This window comes from Aquimarina mycalae, assembly GCF_029906345.1.
Classification (GTDB): domain Bacteria; phylum Bacteroidota; class Bacteroidia; order Flavobacteriales; family Flavobacteriaceae; genus Aquimarina.
On the sequence record NZ_JARYGY010000003.1, the window covers coordinates 448,224 to 468,109 of the forward strand.

The window sequence follows — 19,886 nt, forward strand, 5'->3', positions numbered from 1 at the left end:
GTTCTCTTAAAAACTCTAAAATAAAACGGAAATTAATGCCTAGTAAATTCATAATGTTGTATGTGTAAAAATGGTTTGTAAATCTTTTATTAATAACTATGGTACAAATATAGGTCAGGAATACACACAACACAATGGGGGAAAACACCCAATTTGCATAGTGGGATATCCCCTGATTAACCATAAATATCTGATTTAAAGTATTTTATATCATTTCCAGAAACACAATTATCTTAGAATTGTAGTGTCATATTCCGTTTTTTACTTCAAAAATTTCAAAAAGAACGAAAAAATATCAATTTTTCACGAATTCTATTTGATATCCAACAAATTCTAAAAACCAATAACAGTATTTAAAAATAGCTTTATATAGTGCAGAATATATTGAAACTTAATAAATGAATTAGTATATTATAAAAACGGCAATAAAAATATTGAGTGTACAAAAAAATGATAACACTATATGTATTCGATCCTAAGTTTATATAGTTACAATTTTTTAAACCCTTTTGAAATATTTTTGAAACTCAAAAAATAATCAACCATCAACCAAAATGAAAAGCACGATTACTCCAACCATTATACTTTCTCTTCTATTATTACTTATAGTTAAATCTATAAAACAAAATAAAGCTGAAACTATATACGTACCCATAGTTACCATGGATTCTATACAGATGCCAATAGAGGTGCTTGGTGAAGAAGGTACTATTGTAGAACGTACTTTTTCTATAGATAATCAAACATTAAGCAATACAACAAAAATATGGTTAATGGTTAACAATCTAAGTTACCAAAACAAAGCCTCGATCAAAATTAACAATGAATCATGGTTATCACTGAACCATACTACTGTAGAGGTAAATCCAAAAGAATTAGCTTATGGAGGTATGGTTCATGGAGGATTCAATACCATTCGATTTACAATTCCTTCTAATGGTTTAAGAGAAGGAAGTAATACTATACAATTTAGGTTTGATACTTCTGATGGTATCTCTATAGGATATCGTGTTATTAAAATGAATTTAATAGATTCAAATGAAACTAAGCTATTACCCGAAAGTTCTTTTATACAAGATACCCCAAACACTTGGACAGCTCCTGCTAATAGTTCTGTGCAGAATGGAGAAAATTTATGGTATAACAAAGATTTATGGAATCATTATCCTCTAAATAATAATGAAGATTTTGGTATGATAAGACTATCCCTGATAGAAGAACCATTAGAGCCAAATGTACGGATTGCCACACACAAGATGGTAGAGATCTTGAAATGTTTAGTTACTCTAATCTATCAATTATAGAACGTGCTAAATTTCACGGAATGACGGAACAGGAAGGAAAAGATATAGCTGCTTATATACGAAGCTTATCTTCAAACTCTAATATCGGAAGGCATGGAAGACCTTGGAATCCACCTTACCAACCAGGTCCTGTACTAAAAGATAGATCTATTGAACAATGGGCTGCAGGTGCTGGTTTAGACTGGGTACTTGAAAATGATGCAGATATGGCACCTTATATTTTTACTAATGGAACTAGTAAAATAGGTGTGAGAAGCGTTTTTGATTCTGATAAAATGGATGACCGTACCTTATTACCTCTTGCAATACAATTACCAGATTGGAAACACTGGTTACCAATAATACATCCTAAGGATGCATATACCAAAAATGAATGGTGGAATAATACCTTGCCAGATGTTCAAAATCCTATAAAAAACTATGAAACTATAAGATCTCAATTTGTGAACAACTATAATCCTAGCAATATTGAAGGTTTTAATGTACCCCAAAAATTACGATATGTAGGTCTAGGACTTGATGGAAGAACTGGTTTTAGATATTTTTATCAACATGGCGCAAATGACACAAAACATTGGAGATCTGAAGGAGGAAATGCAAATCAACATTTAACAAACGGTGTTGATTTAGAGATGGCAAAAACTAGTATGGCTAGACTACAGGCTGTGAAATACTTTGAGTTGGTAAATGAATTTAACCTTCAGGATAAAGCTCCACAAACAGTCCCAAACGTTGAAGAAGATCAACCGTTAGATAGACAATGGCCAGTAAAATGGTATTCTGTATTTGAAGTACCTGCCCATTTTACCTCTAATAATAGTAGACATTATATTGGTCAAGAGCATAGAACAGCGCATTTTGAAACAACAGCTTGGTATAATTTACAATTTGTAGTAAATGGAGGAAATGGATTTGTAGGAGGAACAACTCCTACAGATTTTAATTACCATACTCCTTTTATGGGGTTCTCAGCATATTATTCTGGAATATCAGAACCACTCCGAAGGTTTTCTGCTATTAACCACATGTATCAAATACGTACTTGGTCAGGGAATAATGGTCCAGGAAATGAGGGGTTTAGAATATCCAATCAAGGGATATGGGAAATGATGGGTAGTAGTAATAGTAACCAAGAATTCCATACCCCATCATATGATATCGTAAAACAACTCGATAATATAGAAGTAGGATTAGCAGATACTGTATTAGAAGCCATGTTGCTTCAATTTTTAAAAGAGGCTGAAAAATATGATCTAAACACCTGGCCGAGAACTACAGATGGAGGTAATTACCAATTAGATTCTGCTAATAAAACCACTGCTGATTTAGTAACCGTACAACATAATGGAACTCCAAATAATCAACGGTTATTATATCATTATGCTGATAAATTCTATGATATTATCCCTAGAATCAAGAATAACTTTAATGTGCATTGTAGCATTACAAATCGAATAACAAATTGGTGTAAAGCTGCTTGGCCTCTAATAGATTTCGAAAAGTATCTAATTAACAACTGTAATGATGAAGTACTAGATTGTAATCGAATCGCAATTGATGAGGGCAATACTTATAAAATAAAAACAACACACGATAAATGTATCAATGCAACCGAAAACAATGGATACAACATAACTCAACAAACTTGTGGCGATAATATTGCTGAAAACTGGATTTTAGAAAATGCTGAAAGTGGGTATTACTATATAAGAAATATGGATACAGATAAGTATATGAGTACCACTGGTAATAATAACGGAGATCACATTGAAGAGGCTACTTTCTCTGGTAATGACAATCAAAAATGGGAAATAAAAGAAATCAACGAGTGTAAATTCAATATTATTGCAAAAGTTGCTAATAAATGTCTTGATCTTAAAAGTGGAAACAGTTCAAATGGAACTCGTTTTCAGTTATGGGATTGTGTAAATACTAATAGTGAAAACAGAGCATATAGTTTTGAGTTAGCTACAAACGAAAACTTAGGTACAGAAGATAATGTAATATCCAATCTGTTACTATTTCCAAATCCTACAAACTCTATAATCAATATTAAATTATCCAATAACAATTTCGGGAAGTCTACACAAATTAGAATATATGATTTTATGGGCAAGCTTATAAAAAAGACAACTTCTCAAGAAGAGTTGATCCAGATTAATTTAGAAAACATCTCAGCTGGAAATTATTTCATAAGAGTAATTAATGGTAAGAAGTCATTTGATACTTTTTTTATTAAAAAATAAAAAACAACATTATAAACATATATTGATTATAAAAACAAAAAATCCTTACTACATAGATAAGTAAGGATTTTTTGTTTTTACGTTAATGAAAATATTTAGATCATTTCCAAAACGGTAGGAGCTTCTACTTTTTCTAAAGCTTGTTCTAAATCCCAAATCAAATCCTTTGCACTCTCTACACCTATTGATAACCTAACCAATTGATCGGTAATATTCATTTGTTGTCTCTGTGCTTCATCAACTCCTGCATGAGTCATTGTTTTTGGGTGTTCTGATAAACTTTCTGTACTTCCTAAACTTACAGCAAGCTTCATTAGTTTAAGATTATTAAGAAACGTAAATGCTTCTTTTTCTCCTCCTATAATATCAAAAGACACCATCGCTCCTGGCGCAGTACATTGTTTCTTATAGATAGTATGTGCCTCTGTTCCTTCTTCTAATAATCCTAGATAGTATACTTTTTCTACCTTAGGATGCTTCTCTAAGTAATCCGCAACCACCTGAGCATTCTGTGTTTGCTGATCCATACGAACTTTTAGAGTCTCTAAACTTCTTAGCATTAACCACGCTGTATGGGGGCTTACCATATTACCCAAGAATGTACGTAACGTTTTTACACGAATCATTAATTCTGTATTTCCTAATACAGCTCCTGCAATTAAATCACTATGACCACCAATATATTTTGTTGCAGAATATAATACCAGATCAGCACCACATTGTAAAGGATGCTGCCATAATGGTCCCATATAGGTATTATCTACAGCTACTAATGTTTTCCTTTCTTCGGTACTATACTTTGCCGCAATCTCACTAAATTTCTCTATATCTACTATATCATTTGTTGGATTTGCAGGAGTTTCCAAATAAATCATGGCTAGTTTATCTGATTTACCAGAAGCTTCAATCATCTGCGTTACCTCTTCCATACTTTGATTAGGCATTACACCAATAGTATCTACTCCAATTTTATCCAAAAAATGATGGATAAAATGGTCAGTTCCTCCATATACAGGATTACTATACACCAATAAATCACCTGGTTTTAAAAACTCAAGTAATACCGTACTAATTGCAGACATACCACTTTCGAACACCGCACAATCATCTGCTTTGTCCCAGAGACACAATCTATTTTCCAATATTTCTAAATTAGGGTTATTGATTCTACTGTATATCAATCCTAATTCTTCTTTTTCTGATTTTTCTCGCAAACCATATGCGAGTTCAAAAAATGCTTTTCCTTCTTCTGCAGTTTTAAATACAAAGGTCGAAGTTTGAAATATTGGACATTTTATCGCTCCTTCTGATAACTCTGGCTTATAGCCATATGTCATCATTAGACTCTCGGGATTAAAGTTATGATCTTTCATGTGTTATATTTTTTTGATAGTGATAATGTTACTTGCTATTTGGTATTATTACTCCTTAATTGAATATCAACCTTTATCAATAAAAAAGTACTGTGCTTAATATGCTAATGCTTATTTCGTATTGTATAAAACTACATTAAAAAGAATTTAAAACCATTTTAAGGTTTAATTTCAGAATTAATTATAGTTAAATTGAATTTTAAAAGAATTTAATTCTATTTTTGAGAAGTCAGCATAATTTAAAGAGAAAAATATTATGGATAAAACAGATCGATCAATCCTGAATTTATTACAAAAAGATGGTAAAATAACGATCAAAGAGATTGCAGAACGACTGAACCTGACCACTACTCCAATTTTTGAACGTGTTAAAAAACTGGAGCGTGAAGGGTATATAAAATCGTATAAAGCCATTCTGGATAGAAAAAAAGCAGGATTAGAATTAATGGTATTTTGTAATGTTACTTTAAATCTTCATCAGACCGATTATCTTAAAAAGTTTGAGAAAGACATTCAGCAATTCTCTGAAGTAGCAGAATGCTATCACGTAGCTGGAATGTTTGATTATTTAATTAAAATATATGCTGAAGACATGGAAAGTTACCAGCATTTTCTTTCGAACAAATTAGCTTCACTAGAAAATATTTCTAAAGTACAAAGCTCTTTTGTAATGACTGAAGTTAAAGACTTTTCTTTCTTACCGATTCCATAAAATTATATTTCAGCTTAACAAAAGATTTAGAACTGAACCTTTATCTTTGATGTTCAACTAAAAAACTACACCTAAGATGAATATAAAAGATGCTAAAGTATTAATTACAGGAGGTAATTCTGGCATAGGAAAAGCCACTGCAAAACTTCTTAAGGAAAAGGGTGCACAAGTTATTATATCTGGAAGAAATGAGGCTACTTTAAAACAAACTGCAAAAGAATTAGGTATAGATTATATTAAAGCTGATGTAACTGAAGAACATCAAGTACAACAAATGGTTGAGCAAGCCAAATCCAAAATGAGTGGTCTTAACACATTGGTTAATAATGCGGGTTATGGCTACATTTCTAAATTAGTTGATATACAAGCTGATAAATTTACAGATCAGTTTAAAACCAATATTCTTGGCGCTACTTTATGTGCCAAAGCATCTGCCAAACATTTTATTGATCAAGAATACGGGAATATCATTAATATTGGGTCTACTTCTTCATTAAAAGGTTCTCCATCTGCATCTCCATATGTGGCTACCAAATTTGCACTGCGAGGAATGACCGAAAGCTGGAGAAACGAGTTAAGACCTCATAACATCAGAGTAATGCAGGTTAATCCTAGTGAAGTAATGACCAGTTTTGCTGATAATCGTGTGGATAATAACTCAAATCAAAAACAATATACTGAAGCTGAGCAAAATACAAAATTAAGAGGTGAAGAAATAGCGCATACGATTTCAAGTCTTTTGGAAATGGATGATCGTGGATTCATTACTGAAGCTACTGTTTTTGCTACTAATCCGAAAACTTAATTATCCCATTATTTTAACCAAAAGTTCTTTTAGGATATCTCCTGGAGGAAGATTAGCTGCTCCTACTCCTTTACTTTTAACATCAGCATCTCTTAATAAAGCAATGATCTGACTTACTTTTTTCATAGGATAATTGCGAGCCGCATCGGAGTAATCACTCACGAAATAAGGATTAATTTTTAAAGCACTCGCTACATTACGTTGAGATTTATCAGATAATCCATGATATTGCAATACTTGAGAGAAAAAACTGTACAACAAAGAAATAGTAACTACTAATGGATTATCTTTTGGATTTTGAGCAAAATAATTAATAATTCTATGTGCTTTTAACACATTACGCATTCCAATTGCTTTACGTAGTTCAAAATTATTAAACTCTTTACTAATTCCGATATTTTCTTCGATACTATCCGCAGTAATTGGTGCTCCGTTAGGAATGATCAATTTTAATTTTTCTAATTCATTATTGATCTTACTCAAATCCGTTCCTAAAAACTCAACCAACATCTGGGCAGCCTTTGGTTCTATATTATATTTTGCTCCTGCTAAAACCCTTCTTATCCAATCTGCCACTTGATTCTCATAGAGTTTTTTACTTTCGTAAATAATCCCATTCTTAGCAACGATTTTATACAGTTTTTTGCGTTTATCTATCTTTTTATATTTATAACAAACGACTAAGACCGTAGTTGGCTGAGGGTTTTCGGCATAATCTGCAAGTTTTTCTATAGTCCTTGAAAGATCTTGTGCTTCTTTTACAATAACTACTTGACGTTCTGCCATCATAGGGTATCGCTTAGCATTGGATACAATATCCTCAATACTTACATCACGACCGTATAATACCATTTGATTAAATCCCTTCTCTTCTTCTGCTAACACATTCTTATCGATAAATTCAGAAATCTTATCAATATAATATGGTTCTTCACCCATCAAAAAATAAATAGGTTTAATATTTCCATTCTTTATATCGCTTACAATTTGTTTTACTTCATCCATTCAGAAAAAATCATCAAATTTGTGCTATGCAAAAGCTTAACTTCCCAGCATATCAGTTCAGGTTCAAAAGTAGCGAAAATAAAGTTTCCATTTTTGACAGAATTCGCAAAAAATTTATCATTCTTACTCCAGAGGAATGGGTTAGACAACATACCATCCATTATCTTATTGAAGAAAAGAAATATCCCGAAAGCCTTATTAATGTAGAAAAGCTGATCAAAGTTAATGATCTTAATAAACGTTATGATATTATCATTTTTAATTCAGATGGTAGTATTTATCTGATCATAGAATGTAAATCACATACGGTAAAGATAACTCAAGAAGTTTTTGATCAGATTGCTAGGTATAATTTGGCACTTGATGCAGAATACCTTATGATTACCAACGGATTGGATCATTATTACTGTCAGATGGATTACTCAGAAAAACAATATACTTTTCTAAAAGATATTCCCGATTATAAAAACAAGTAGATTATTTTTATAATTTTTGATGCACTGTTTACCTGCTTTTGCTTTTTGCAAGCATTGTACCATCCTAAATATAAAAACACTTTTCGATCTAGCACAAAACATTTATGATTACATATATAGTACTAAAGCATGTGTTTTTTCAAGTACCCCTTAATTTAAGTACCGCCAATATTATTGTTATTGATATTCCAATCATAGAAGCGATAATGTTTTTACCTATTAATTCCGTTTTGTGAATTCCATAAAATTCATCACTTACTTTCTGTTTATTCATTAATAAAATAAATAACAGCAATAATAAGAACACTATTACATTTATTATAACAATTTGATAGTCCGTAAAGTCAATCGATGATGAAGGAAAAACGATATTTGAAATCAAGAAATAAAAATAAGATTGAATCAATATCCAACCAATTTTTCTGTTAATAAAAATTCCGATTAAAGGAATTAGCAAGATAATGGTTGGTCGATAAATTGAGGTTTCAATACTTCCTTGGATTAGTCTAAAAACAAATAAGCATAAAATCAATAGTTTTACAATTAAAATCAGATAATTCTTTTTCAAGTATTTAGAAGTCAATCTCATAATATACTATAACAAAGCAATATAAATAAAAACGTATCGTAATAATTAATCAAAAAAATAGGTATCCCAAGTAGTATTTGAAGTTCTTTGGTTACCATTTTCATCTAGCAAACCCGTATCTCTCCACAATTGACCTACATCTTTTAAATCTGCTGGAAATGTTTCCCATAATGCATCATAATCTCGATGAGCCCACCAAATAATAAATTCATAATTATTTTCTTGTGCATTGGTCAATAGTGTTTCCAGATACACGTTTTGTTCCGCTTCATCCCCATTTATGGACAATCCTAAGTTGGGTACAATCAAATTTTCGGCAATATGAGCTGTTTCTACAAAAGCAATTGGTTTATTGATATTGGAGTGCAAAAAATCAAGAGTTTCTTGAAATTCAGCTTTTGAGTGTTGGTTTTTGAAAAAAGGATAAAAACTAATCGCCACAAAATCCATTTGATTCATGTGAGTTATTATTTCATTAACATATGCTGTTGGATCAGCAACTTCATCGGATTCGTATAAATTATGTAAAGATATTGATTCAGAAATACTCAAATTTGGATATATTTCTTTGATTCGTGAAGTTACATTTTGCATTAATGATGTATACGAATTCCATTTATTTTCTGCTCTTATTCTTAACTCATTGACTTCAATTGATATCACCAAATAATCTGGTGCAAATCTATCTACCAAATAATTAATATGCTTGAAATACGCATTTTCAATAGCAGGGTCATTTAGATCGGTATATGAAGGAATCGTACCATCAAAGTCTTGGGCCAATTCATCTCTATTTGAATTCAATAAACTTACTGATAACAATAATTGTTTATCATTAATTTTTCTATTTACTCTACCAGTAATTTCGTTTGTAAACTCTACTGGTAAGGTCAAATCATTCATCCAGGCATTCCAAGGAATTCTGTTATCAATATGCTCGGTATATATATCGGCCTTATTTTCAATAAATGTATAAGTATCATTTACATCTTCTAGATTAGGTCCAAAACTCCATGTTGTAAACCCCATATTAAAATTTCTTTTAACAGGTTGATTATTTGTTTCATCCGTACTACAGTTTACTAAAAAAACAAAAATTACTAATAGCACTAACCGATATCTGCGCAACATAAACTTGAACTTATTATAATTAGAAATCTTATACACTCAAAATTGAGCATATACTTCTTATAAATATAATTTATTTTATTAAATCCTATTACTAAGTGCAAGTATCACATAACAAAACGGTCTTCTTTAGATATAGAAAGACTGTTTTATTAACTACTTCTTTATCATTAACCATATAGAAATAGTAACTTCTTAATATTATTTTTTATTTATTTGCAACCATGAATATAGCTGTAGTCATTTTAAATTGGAATGGTCGTTCATTATTAGAACAATTCCTTCCATCTGTTGTAAAATATTCTAAAGAAGCAACCATATATGTTGCCGATAATGCTTCTACAGATGACTCTGTTGACTATATAAGAACATCTTTTCCTGGAATAAAACTTATCCAAAATGAAGTTAATGGTGGATACGCCAAAGGATATAATGATGCATTAGCAAAAATTGATGCCGATGTATACTGTTTACTCAATAGTGATGTAGAAGTGACAGAGAATTGGCTTTCTCCTATTATAAAGGCATTTAAGAATAATGAAAAGATTGCCGCGATCCAACCAAAAATTTTAGATTATAAAAAAAAGAACTACTTCGAATATGCAGGAGCTGCTGGCGGTTTTATGGATAAACTAGGATACCCTTATTGTAGAGGAAGAATTTTTGAAACATTAGAAGAAGACAAAGGTCAATACGATGATACCATAGACATCTTCTGGGCTAGTGGTGCTTGTTTATTTATCAGAAAAACTGTTTTTGAAGAAGTAGGAAAACTAGATGAAGATTTTTTTGCACACCAAGAAGAGGTAGATCTCTGCTGGCGTATACGAAATCACGGTTATGATATTCAATATATCGGGACCTCTGAAGTATACCATCTCGGTGGAGCCACACTAAATAATATTAATCCCAGAAAAACCTTTCTTAACTTTAGGAATAATTTGCTGATGATGGTAAAAAACTCAGCTGGAGTATCTATTTGGTTTATTATCTTTATACGATTGATATTGGATGGAGTTGCAGGAATTAAATTTATAACAGAAGGAAAACTGCAACATTGCATTGCAATTCTTAAAGCTCATATAAGCTTTTACAACAATTTGCCAACTTTTGTTAAAAAACGAAAAAAATCAACAGATCAAAGGAAATATTATGTTATTTCTTCCGTTGTATGGCAGTACTATATTTTAAAGAAAAAACTATTTAACCATTTGTAAGGTTATATTCATTAAATTATTGTTAATGGCACTACTTTGCGTCACAATTTTAATAATTTTGAGTTATATAACCAGAGTAAGACTAAAAACACATTTTCTAATGAAAAAAGCAATGATTATCGGAGCTTCAATGGCTGTATTGTTATCTTCTTGTGTATCACAGAAGAAATTTACAGATCTAGAAGCCAAACAAAAAGAAACCCAAGACTTATTAAATACAGCTACTGTTAAGCTAAACAGCTGCCTTGAGGAAAAAGCAAGCGAAAGTTCAGAATTAAAAGTTTTAAGAGATCAAGTAAATAATCTTAAAAATCAAAACTCTGCATTATTAAATAATGTAGGTAATCTTGCTACCCTATCTACTAAGGAAGCAGAAAACTTAGAAAGATCTTTAGAAAGTATTAAAGAAAAAGATCTTCAGATTAAAACCATGAATGATGCATTGAACAAAAAAGATTCTGTGACATTAGCCTTGGTAACAAGTCTTAAAGGAGCATTAGGGAACCTTGCAGATGAGGATATTGAAGTAAATGTAGAAAAAGGTGTAGTATATGTTTCTATCTCTGATAAATTATTATTTAAGAGTGGTAGTTATAATGTTTCTACAAGAGCTAAAGAAGTATTAGGTAAGGTTGCTAAAGTAGTAAACGATAAGCCAGATATCGAGTTCTTAGTAGAAGGACATACTGATAATGTACCTATTAAAAATAAAGTATTATTAGATAACTGGGATCTTAGTGTAAAAAGAGCAACTTCTGTTGTGAGAGTATTACAGAAAGATTTTGGAGTTGATCCAAAACGTATGACTGCAGCAGGAAGAAGTTTTTATGTACCTGTAGCTGATAATAACAATGCTACAAACAAAGCGAAAAACAGACGTACAAGAATCGTAGTACTTCCTAAACTAGATCAGTTCTATAATATGATCGAAGATGGAATGAAAAAAGCTACTGAAGGCGGTAACTAAAAAATAAAAAATATTTTTGAAAAGTGAATCGTTCTCAAATAGATTGACTGTTTTTAAAATATTAAAAAAAACCTGTGAAGATAACTTCACAGGTTTTTTTATTATTCAATCAAATAAAAAAGGCAGCGTGGTTAGCGCTGCCTTTCTTGTGGTTGAGTTAATAATGAAACAATTAAATACTAACTTTCTTTATAAATGTTCTGTCTTTTAATCTAAAGTAAATTTGATACTCACCTTTAGGCATTTTAGAAAAATCATACGTCTTTCTAAGCACTTTTTCCTTATTTTCTACTATTTCTTCTAATAATCTCCACTCCTTATCATAAATAGTAACTGTAAGAGGTGATCTCTTGGTATTGTTGAACATTACCTTTACAATACTATTCTTTACATGTACCTGCGGTTTAAAAATGGTTACTGCAGAGTTATTAATTAAAGACACACCTTTTTTATTCTTTAACACTGGAGTAACTTTTATTTCGTGTATAGCTTCTGTTTCAACAAAATAAACACCATCTGGTACATTATCTAAATTGAAATATTTTTGATACACAGGCATTGCATCCAAAGTAATATTGAATAATACCTCTCCGTGATAATCCTTAAGGAATAACTTTTCTCCTTTTACAACTTCTGACAATGATACATTAATCATTGACGAATTAGTGATCTCTACTGAAACTCTTCCTGCTGCATTGATCAGGTTACTTGAAATGATTGTTAATACAAGTAGGCATAGGTTAACTACTCTTTTCATAACTTTTAATTTAAGTTGTTGTTAATAATTTATGGTGCAAATATAGATCAGGAACATATTTAGAAATACAACTATATTTGCATATATATGTTCTATTTTAACCTCCATAAATACTTTAAAACCGTATTAAAGTTAATTTAACATATTATATGATTAATTTTACATATTATTAACACAGAAAACGTTTTATATTTGCAAATTAGATATAGAGGAAATTTCCCCGTTTTAGATTATGAAAATTACGAAACCGTCTTTAGAGAAAATTGTTCCAGAATTTGGTAGTTCATTTTTCTATGAGAGCTTTTCTCAAGAGAAAATGAACAAAGCACCTGTTTGGCACTATCATCCAGAAATTGAAATTGTATACGTCAATGGAGGAACTGGAAAACGACAAATAGGTAGTCATATGTCATATTATAGAAACGGAGCATTAATGCTTATTGGTTCTAATTTACCCCATTGTGGCTTTACGGATAGTCTCACAGGTAATAAAAGTGAAACCATTATACAAATGCTACCTGATTTTCTCGGGAACTCATTTTTTAATATTCCAGAAATGAGTGGTATCTATCAATTATTGGAACAGGCAAAAAAAGGAATCGTATTTCATGGAGATACTAAACGAAGAATTGGTGCTCATATCGAAGCACTAGGAATGCTCGATTCTTTTGACAGATTGCTAGGTATTCTAAAAATCTTTAAAGAAATGCAACAAACCCAAGAGTATTCGATCCTCAATGCAGAAGGTTTTATCATAGAAACATCACTGCAAGATAATAATCGTATCAATCTTATTTTCAACTTTGTACAAAAAGAATTTACCAGACAAATCCCGCTAGAAGAAATTGCTGATATTGTAAGCATGAGTGTACCTGGTTTCTGTAGGTATTTCAAAAAAAATACAGGAAAAACATTTATTCAATTCGTTAATGAATACAGACTGGTCCATGCTGCTAAGTTGTTACACGAAAAGCAAACCAGCATAACGGATATATGTTACGAAAGTGGTTTTAGTAATTTTTCTCACTTTAATAAATTATTCAAGCAGTTTTCAGGTAAAACACCAAGTACCTATAGAAATGAGTTGAAATATGTAGTTTCTTAAATAATATCTATCGCACCTTTTCCTTCGCGAATCAAAATCGGATCTCCACTGGTTAAATCTATTACCGTAGAGGCAATGTTATCACCATATCCTCCATCGATAACAATATCAACAAGATTATTCCATTTCTCTAATATCAACTCAGGATCAGTAGTGTATTCTATTACCTCATCTTCATCATAAATCGAAGTAGACACTATCGGATTACCCAATTCTTCTACAATTGCTTTACAAATGTCATTATCAGGTACCCTAATTCCTACTGTTTTTTTCTTTTTAAAAACGGTGGGGAGATTATTACTTCCAGGAAGTATATATGTATAAGGACCAGGAAGTGTTCTTTTTAGAAGCTTAAAAGTACTATTATCTATTTGCTTTACATAGTCCGAAAGATTACTTAGATCACTACAAATAAATGAAAAGTTAGCCTTAGCCAGTTTTACGCCCTTAATTTTAGCTATACGCTCTAAGGCTCTGTTATTAGTGATGTCACAACCCAAACCATATACCGTATCCGTAGGATAAATCACTAAACCACCATCACGAAGACAATCCACAACTTGTTGTATCTCCCTTGGATTAGGGTTTTCATTATATAGTTTTATTAGTGTTGCCATACTCTAATTAAGTGGGATAAATATACTGTTTTATGATAAATAAACTGAAAATATATTGATGAGATAAAATATATAATTGAATATTAATTACAAATCAAAATTTCTTACCATATTGCATATTTTTAATAAAAGTTTTACCCTTATATATATGCATCTATATATTTAAAACCCTAATTTAAGAATTAATGTTTTCGTATTTATTTTTCAACCTTATCATAGATTTTTAATAAATTAATTAGGTAACAATTCTGGTTTAATGGTTACTATATAATACTAGATGTTGTTTTTATAAGATAATTTGTTAGTAATATAGATATAAAACTGTTGTACATCTTGTGGGGTAAGCTGAAAAACCTATAATAGAGTAGGCAGGAATTAAATTAATTAAGTTTTATGAAAATTTTATTAAAGTATGTCTCATTAGTATTGATAACCTTTGTAATTATGGGTTGTCAAAAAGATGAATTACCGATTACGGAAAGTAGTTTAAATGACGATGCAAAATCTTGGTATGATAAAAATCATAACTTAAAAATGAATGAGAACCCTAATTATTATGGAGAACCTAATTGGGAAAAATCATTTCAGATTGAAGGTAATGTATATATTCCAATTACTTCTATCCCAAAAAAGAAGAATAAAGGAAACCAAAAAGAATTCAAAAATAATTTAAACAAAATATACGTTACATCATATTTAATCCTTATTCAAGAAGATAATAATAGCTTTAAAGAAATTTTAAAAGTATTTATTACTGATGATGTTAATAGCACACAAACAATTTCTAAAACATTACAATTACCTTCTCTAGAATATGAATATACATCCAATGATAATTTTTCTGGAGTAAATGTTAAGTATAGAACCACTGAAAAAACAGGAATATTTTATGGGTTGCCAAGTTTGTCATCAAATACTCTTTCTGCTAAATCGGGTTGTGAAATGTACAATATTGTACAAACAATATATTACGATGACGGCTCTATAGAAGAAAATGTTCTTGGTACGTTTCAGGTGTGTGATAACGAAGATCCTCACCTTGGAGATGATGATGGTGATGGTGGAGGTGGTAATACAGGTAATACTGAAGAAGAAGAAGTTTTTCCTTTTGCAGATTGTTCGAGTTGGGAATATGCAAATATTGGAGGTGTTAAAGTAGCTGCTGTTTCAGGAATATCAGGAATTTTTTTTAATGGAGATATAGAAAGTAATGGTATAGGATATCATGGGCAAGATGCAAAGTGGGGTACTCTTTATTTCAGAGCACCTTCTTTATGGACTAATGGTAGAGCTTCAACACTGACTGCTATTGCTGTAACTACTGCTACTACCGAAACACAGAAATGGTATTTAGAAACAGAAAATGTTAGTTTAATGCAACTCGAGTTAAAGTGGTATAGAGAAATAGAAAAGGCTATGGAAAATATTGGTGGATCTGTATCAAGAAATAATCTTTATGGTGTTTTTAATGCTGCTCCTTATAGAGAAAGTGTTAAACCAACTAATTGTGGCTAAATTTTAAAAATGAAAATATATTTTATAAATATTATAGCAGTATTAATGATGATTAACTCTTTCCAACAAAACCTCATCGGTAAACATATAAGTCAAATACCCGAAGCTCATTTAAAGAAGGACAAAGAAAGTAATAGAATAAAGATTTACGATGTCAATAAAAATTATCATTTTTTTGGTGAAAAATGTAATTCCATCTCCATTGCTACAAATAAGAATGATATTATTCAATATTTTACTTTCTTTTTGTTTGAAATAGTAGATCAATCATTTTTAGATTTAGTTATTAAGGAATATGGTAATCCTAGTCTAATATATAATATTGACCAATTCGCAAGTGGTGAGGAAAAAATATCAAATACAGGATTCAGTTCTAGGCCAATAACTCTAAAAGAATGTGGGCTTAATGACAATCCATTTTTGATTATATGGGAAAAACAAGGATATAAAATAGAAATTCAATTACATCGCGAGAGTAATTATACTATGTTTACAATTGGTAATAGAGATTTTTAAATTACCAATTCTAAGTACTGTAAAGCCTCATTAAGTTGAAGCTTTTTATTAATATGCGTTCTTTATTTTTTTTTCTAGGATTAGATTAAAAAAATTCTGTTTTCATATCAAAATATAAAATGACCTAAATTTATTTAAAAGACTACTTGTTTTGTTTACTTTTTAGGTTTAAACTATTATATTATCCATGTTTATAGACACTTTTTGTGGTCAAATAAATTACTTTCGCGTATAAAATACTTTTAAAGTGACTTTTAGAGATCTAAATTTAAGTACACAGCTCCTCAATGCATTGGATGATCTGGAATTTGTAACCCCTACTCCTATTCAGGAGCAAGTTTTCTCGACAGTAATGTCTGGTAAAGATGTGGTAGGTATCGCGCAAACTGGAACAGGAAAAACATATGCTTATATGTTGCCCATTCTTAGAATGCTTAAATACTCAGTTCAGCAAAACCCTAGAATATTAGTACTTGTTCCTACAAGAGAACTTGTGGTGCAGGTTGTAGACGAAATAGAAAAACTATCTACCTATATTAATGTAAGGGTAACTGGAGTTTATGGAGGAACTAATATTAATACACAAAAACAAGCCGTTTCTGAAGGATTAGATATTGTAGTAGCTACACCAGGTCGCCTATATGATCTTGCCGTAAGCAGAGCACTGCAACTTAAATCAATCCAAAAAATAGTGATTGACGAAGTAGATGTAATGCTTGATTTGGGTTTTAGACATCAATTAATGAATATTTTTGATATTTTACCTAAGCAACGACAAAATATTATGTTCTCGGCTACAATGACGGATGAAGTGGATCAAATGATTACTGAAATCTTTACCAATCCAAAAAGAATTTCGGTTGCTAAAAGCGGTACACCATTAGAGAATATCAAACAATTTGGGTATAAGGTTCCTAATTTTTATACCAAAGTAAATTTATTGGAACACCTGCTTTCAGATAAAGAAACCTATCACAAGACATTAATCTTTGTAGGGTATAAGAAAATTGCAGATCGATTATTCGAAGCATTAGAAAAGAACTATAAAGAAGAAATATGCATCATACATTCTAATAAAACCCAGAATTACAGGCTTAGAAGTATTGAACAATTTAGGAAAGGTGAAAATCGTATTCTAATTGCAACCGATGTAATGGCTAGAGGTTTGGATATAGACAATGTAAGTCAGGTTATAAATTTAGATACACCTGAATATCCAGAAAACTATATGCATCGAATTGGTAGAACTGGTCGTGCAGAAAAAGAAGGTGTCTCTTTTGTCCTTACTACAGAAAAAGAACAAGAATATTTAGATGCTATCGAAGGGTTGATGGAAATGCAAATAGAACAAATCGACATTCCTGACTTTATAGAGATCTCTGAGCAACTTACTCCAGAAGAGCAACCAAAAATTAAAGAAATCTACAACCCTCATAAACGTCCCAATGACGAGGACGTCGGTCCAGCATTTCACGAAAAATCTGCAAAAAACAGTAAAGTTAATTTAGGCGGAAAATATAAACGCGAAATCAAAAAGAAGTATAAAAAGCCGAAAACCAAAGGTGACAAAACCTTTAATCTAAAGCATAAAAAAAAGAAGAAATAATCAATATTCAATTAAGAGAAATATAGAACACTAATTATGGAGAACAAAAAAAAGACTATTTTTCTTAAAGGAAGTATCCAAGAATATATTTACTTATCTTATCTATATCTATTAGTCGTTGGTACATTAAGCTATTCCATCTATTATTCTTTTTTGGGGATAAATATTATTAAATACTCTACGGTATTAGATATTTTATTAAGTCCAATTGTAATTTTAACAGAGCATATCAAAATTCCATTATTCATGGGAGGTTATCTATTAGTTATAGTGCTATTAATATGGTGGTCACAAAAACGAATAAAGAAGAAGCTAAAAAAGGATGTTACCCTAGAAAAAGAAATTAGTCTAAATAAACGATACGCATCCCTACAGTTTATTAAATTTTTAATCCCGATTATGGGTACGTTTGGTTTTTATATAGGGTATGCATTAGGTGGAGGTTACAAAGTAAATAAGAATATTAAAAATGGTGACTATAAAGTCAATAAAATCATCGAATTTACCGATGGAAACACTCAAAAAGTAAAGCTGATTGAATTAAATAGTCAATATGTTTTTTATGTAATCGAAAACGATAAAAAAGTATCTATTTCACCTATTTCTGGAAACATCAAAACAATACACCCAATTGACTAATCATTAACAATGGCTTCAATATTTGGACATGCATTTACAGCCTATGCGCTAGGAAAAGGGTTTAGTAAAGAAATCACAACCTGGAAATTTTGGATACTAGGCATTGCCTGTTCTATACTTCCTGATGCAGATGTTATTAGTTTTGCTTTTGGTATTCCGTATGAAAGTTTTTGGGGGCATCGCGGGTTTTCACACTCATTAGTATTCGCATTACTATTTGGTTTTTTGGTAACATTACTGTTTTATAACAAAAAATTAATGACTAAAACGGGAATGCTATTAGTACTGTATTTTACTATATGTACTGCATCTCATGGAATATTAGATGCAATGACCTCTGGAGGATTAGGTATTGCCTTCTTCTCTCCTTTTGATGATACTCGATATTTTTTTCCTTGGAGACCCATTCAGGTTTCGCCCATTGGTGCAAGTAAATTCTTTAGCATTTGGGGCATTAAAGTATTGTTAAGTGAATTGATCTGGATCGGTATTCCCGCAGGTATTTATATCTTAGCAATTAAGTATGTCAAAAAGCGAAAAATCCAATCCAAAACACAATCTTAAAAAAACCGCTAAACTGCTTCTGATTATAGTGTGTTTTTTATGTGTTGCCTCTTGTAAAAAAACATTCGATAACGAACAGATCCATATTTCTGAAGATCTTCAACTGATTCGGTTAAATGAGCATAGCTATATTCATACTTCATACATTACCTTAAAAAGTGGATCGACATTTCCCTGCAATGGTTTTGTATACCTAAACAAAAATGAAGCATATATTTTTGATAGTCCAGCATCCGATATAGCTACTACAGAATTAATTAGTTGGATACAAAAAGAACAAAAAGCAACTATAAAAGGAGTAGTTTATAATCACTTCCATTCGGATTGTACTAAGGGAATGTATATTTTTAAAGAAAATAAAATTCCAACGATTGCAAGTACTAAAACCAAAGAGCTTCTGATCAAAGAAAAAGCTCCGATACCCGATCAGGTTTTTAATGAAAAGATAGCATTACAACTACATACCAAAAGTATCTATAATTCATTCTTTGGAGAAGCACATACTATAGATAATATTGTATCCTATTTCCCTGAAGAAAAAATCCTTTTTGGAGGATGTATGATTAAAAGTATCGATGCTAAAAAAGGTAATCTTGCTGATGCAAATTTATTAGAATGGTCGAATACGGTTGCTAAGATTAAAAAAGTCTATCCAGATGTGGAAATTGTGATTCCAGGACACGGAAAATCGGGAGATCAAAGTCTCTTAGATTACACAATTAACCTATTCAATACCGAAAATTAA

At 30.9% G+C, this 19,886-nt stretch carries 19 protein-coding genes; 14 read left to right on the top strand and 5 right to left on the bottom strand.

Annotated elements, in window-relative coordinates; genetic code table 11:
* Positions 1-554 precede the first annotated feature (554 nt).
* Together QBK95_RS09755 and QBK95_RS09760 are read left to right on the top strand one after the other, a co-directional pair.
* Positions 555-1,304, top strand: coding sequence for a polysaccharide lyase family protein (locus QBK95_RS09755; protein WP_280933087.1), 750 nt, complete (start codon positions 555-557; stop codon positions 1,302-1,304).
* Positions 1,305-1,324: 20 nt separating this feature from the next.
* Positions 1,325-3,550: a T9SS type A sorting domain-containing protein gene (locus tag QBK95_RS09760; RefSeq protein ID WP_280933089.1), complete on the top strand. Its 2,226-nt coding sequence runs from the start codon at positions 1,325-1,327 to the stop codon at positions 3,548-3,550.
* A 95-nt stretch (positions 3,551-3,645) separates the two neighbouring features.
* On the opposite strand, the gene QBK95_RS09765 is transcribed toward QBK95_RS09760, so the two are convergent.
* Positions 3,646-4,923, bottom strand: a complete 1,278-nt coding sequence (locus tag QBK95_RS09765) for a cystathionine gamma-synthase family protein (protein WP_280933091.1) — start codon at positions 4,921-4,923, stop codon at positions 3,646-3,648.
* 256 nt (positions 4,924-5,179) lie between these two features.
* Between QBK95_RS09765 and QBK95_RS09770 the strand changes: the two genes are divergently transcribed.
* Both QBK95_RS09770 and QBK95_RS09775 read left to right on the top strand, forming a co-directional pair.
* Positions 5,180-5,635, top strand: a complete 456-nt coding sequence (locus QBK95_RS09770) for an Lrp/AsnC family transcriptional regulator (RefSeq protein ID WP_280933093.1) — start codon at positions 5,180-5,182, stop codon at positions 5,633-5,635.
* 76 nt (positions 5,636-5,711) lie between these two features.
* Positions 5,712-6,440 carry an SDR family oxidoreductase gene (locus tag QBK95_RS09775; RefSeq protein ID WP_280933096.1) on the top strand — a complete coding sequence of 243 codons (729 nt, stop codon included), beginning with the start codon at positions 5,712-5,714 and terminating at the stop codon, positions 6,438-6,440.
* Here the strand turns inward: QBK95_RS09775 and holA are convergent, their stop codons facing one another.
* Complete coding sequence (gene holA, locus QBK95_RS09780) at positions 6,441-7,445, bottom strand: DNA polymerase III subunit delta (RefSeq protein WP_280933098.1); 1,005 nt, start codon at positions 7,443-7,445, stop codon at positions 6,441-6,443.
* A 26-nt stretch (positions 7,446-7,471) separates the two neighbouring features.
* Here holA and QBK95_RS09785 point away from each other — a divergent pair, with 26 nt between their 5' ends.
* Positions 7,472-7,921, top strand: a complete 450-nt coding sequence (locus QBK95_RS09785) for a type I restriction enzyme HsdR N-terminal domain-containing protein (RefSeq protein WP_280933100.1) — start codon at positions 7,472-7,474, stop codon at positions 7,919-7,921.
* 634 nt (positions 7,922-8,555) lie between these two features.
* On the opposite strand, the gene QBK95_RS09790 is transcribed toward QBK95_RS09785, so the two are convergent.
* The gene (locus QBK95_RS09790; protein WP_280933102.1) at positions 8,556-9,539 is read right to left on the bottom strand and encodes a glycosyl hydrolase 53 family protein; all 984 of its coding nucleotides are present in this window, start codon (positions 9,537-9,539) and stop codon (positions 8,556-8,558) included.
* 323 nt (positions 9,540-9,862) lie between these two features.
* Here QBK95_RS09790 and QBK95_RS09795 point away from each other — a divergent pair, with 323 nt between their 5' ends.
* On the top strand, positions 9,863-10,855 hold the full coding sequence (locus QBK95_RS09795) for a glycosyltransferase family 2 protein (RefSeq protein ID WP_280933104.1): 993 nt from the start codon (positions 9,863-9,865) through the stop codon (positions 10,853-10,855).
* Between the two features lie 100 nt (positions 10,856-10,955).
* The gene (locus QBK95_RS09800; RefSeq protein WP_280933106.1) at positions 10,956-11,822 is read left to right on the top strand and encodes an OmpA/MotB family protein; all 867 of its coding nucleotides are present in this window, start codon (positions 10,956-10,958) and stop codon (positions 11,820-11,822) included.
* 172 nt (positions 11,823-11,994) lie between these two features.
* Here the strand turns inward: QBK95_RS09800 and QBK95_RS09805 are convergent, their stop codons facing one another.
* Positions 11,995-12,579, bottom strand: coding sequence for a hypothetical protein (locus tag QBK95_RS09805; protein ID WP_280933108.1), 585 nt, complete (start codon positions 12,577-12,579; stop codon positions 11,995-11,997).
* Between the two features lie 232 nt (positions 12,580-12,811).
* Here QBK95_RS09805 and QBK95_RS09810 point away from each other — a divergent pair, with 232 nt between their 5' ends.
* Positions 12,812-13,684, top strand: a complete 873-nt coding sequence (locus QBK95_RS09810; protein WP_280933111.1) for a helix-turn-helix domain-containing protein — start codon at positions 12,812-12,814, stop codon at positions 13,682-13,684.
* Here QBK95_RS09810 and QBK95_RS09815 read toward each other — a convergent pair.
* Positions 13,681-14,301, bottom strand: a complete 621-nt coding sequence (locus QBK95_RS09815) for an L-threonylcarbamoyladenylate synthase (protein ID WP_280933113.1) — start codon at positions 14,299-14,301, stop codon at positions 13,681-13,683. The two genes, QBK95_RS09810 and QBK95_RS09815, sit on opposite strands and share 4 nt — an antisense overlap.
* 393 nt (positions 14,302-14,694) lie before the next feature.
* Between QBK95_RS09815 and QBK95_RS09820 the strand changes: the two genes are divergently transcribed.
* From QBK95_RS09820 to bla, 6 genes are all read left to right on the top strand, one after another.
* Positions 14,695-15,816, top strand: a complete 1,122-nt coding sequence (locus tag QBK95_RS09820; RefSeq protein ID WP_280933115.1) for a hypothetical protein — start codon at positions 14,695-14,697, stop codon at positions 15,814-15,816.
* A gap of 9 nt (positions 15,817-15,825) precedes the next feature.
* Positions 15,826-16,332 (top strand): hypothetical protein, encoded by a 507-nt coding sequence (locus QBK95_RS09825; protein WP_280933117.1) that lies wholly within the window; start codon positions 15,826-15,828, stop codon positions 16,330-16,332.
* A gap of 247 nt (positions 16,333-16,579) precedes the next feature.
* A complete protein-coding gene (locus QBK95_RS09830; RefSeq protein WP_280933118.1) occupies positions 16,580-17,938 on the top strand; it encodes a DEAD/DEAH box helicase in 1,359 nt (452 codons plus the stop codon).
* Positions 17,939-17,974: 36 nt separating this feature from the next.
* Positions 17,975-18,577 (top strand): hypothetical protein, encoded by a 603-nt coding sequence (locus tag QBK95_RS09835; RefSeq protein WP_280933119.1) that lies wholly within the window; start codon positions 17,975-17,977, stop codon positions 18,575-18,577.
* 9 nt (positions 18,578-18,586) lie between these two features.
* Complete coding sequence (locus QBK95_RS09840) at positions 18,587-19,141, top strand: metal-dependent hydrolase (protein ID WP_280933121.1); 555 nt, start codon at positions 18,587-18,589, stop codon at positions 19,139-19,141.
* A complete protein-coding gene (gene bla / locus QBK95_RS09845) occupies positions 19,101-19,886 on the top strand; it encodes a subclass B1 metallo-beta-lactamase (RefSeq protein WP_280933123.1) in 786 nt (261 codons plus the stop codon). Before QBK95_RS09840 ends, bla begins: the two co-directional genes overlap by 41 nt.

Bases quoted from the DNA above. Each gene is read 5' to 3' on its own strand.
- QBK95_RS09755 (WP_280933087.1), top strand. From the start codon at position 555: ATGAAAAGCACGATTACTCCAACCATTATACTTTCTCTTCTATTATTA.
- QBK95_RS09760 (WP_280933089.1), top strand. From the start codon at position 1,325: ATGACGGAACAGGAAGGAAAAGATATAGCTGCTTATATACGAAGCTTA.
- QBK95_RS09765 (WP_280933091.1), bottom strand. From the start codon at position 4,923: ATGAAAGATCATAACTTTAATCCCGAGAGTCTAATGATGACATATGGC.
- QBK95_RS09770 (WP_280933093.1), top strand. From the start codon at position 5,180: ATGGATAAAACAGATCGATCAATCCTGAATTTATTACAAAAAGATGGT.
- QBK95_RS09775 (WP_280933096.1), top strand. From the start codon at position 5,712: ATGAATATAAAAGATGCTAAAGTATTAATTACAGGAGGTAATTCTGGC.
- holA (WP_280933098.1), bottom strand. From the start codon at position 7,445: ATGGATGAAGTAAAACAAATTGTAAGCGATATAAAGAATGGAAATATT.
- QBK95_RS09785 (WP_280933100.1), top strand. From the start codon at position 7,472: ATGCAAAAGCTTAACTTCCCAGCATATCAGTTCAGGTTCAAAAGTAGC.
- QBK95_RS09790 (WP_280933102.1), bottom strand. From the start codon at position 9,539: ATGGGGTTTACAACATGGAGTTTTGGACCTAATCTAGAAGATGTAAAT.
- QBK95_RS09795 (WP_280933104.1), top strand. From the start codon at position 9,863: ATGAATATAGCTGTAGTCATTTTAAATTGGAATGGTCGTTCATTATTA.
- QBK95_RS09800 (WP_280933106.1), top strand. From the start codon at position 10,956: ATGAAAAAAGCAATGATTATCGGAGCTTCAATGGCTGTATTGTTATCT.
- QBK95_RS09805 (WP_280933108.1), bottom strand. From the start codon at position 12,579: ATGAAAAGAGTAGTTAACCTATGCCTACTTGTATTAACAATCATTTCA.
- QBK95_RS09810 (WP_280933111.1), top strand. From the start codon at position 12,812: ATGAAAATTACGAAACCGTCTTTAGAGAAAATTGTTCCAGAATTTGGT.
- QBK95_RS09815 (WP_280933113.1), bottom strand. From the start codon at position 14,301: ATGGCAACACTAATAAAACTATATAATGAAAACCCTAATCCAAGGGAG.
- QBK95_RS09820 (WP_280933115.1), top strand. From the start codon at position 14,695: ATGAAAATTTTATTAAAGTATGTCTCATTAGTATTGATAACCTTTGTA.
- QBK95_RS09825 (WP_280933117.1), top strand. From the start codon at position 15,826: ATGAAAATATATTTTATAAATATTATAGCAGTATTAATGATGATTAAC.
- QBK95_RS09835 (WP_280933119.1), top strand. From the start codon at position 17,975: ATGGAGAACAAAAAAAAGACTATTTTTCTTAAAGGAAGTATCCAAGAA.
- QBK95_RS09840 (WP_280933121.1), top strand. From the start codon at position 18,587: ATGGCTTCAATATTTGGACATGCATTTACAGCCTATGCGCTAGGAAAA.
- bla (WP_280933123.1), top strand. From the start codon at position 19,101: ATGTCAAAAAGCGAAAAATCCAATCCAAAACACAATCTTAAAAAAACC.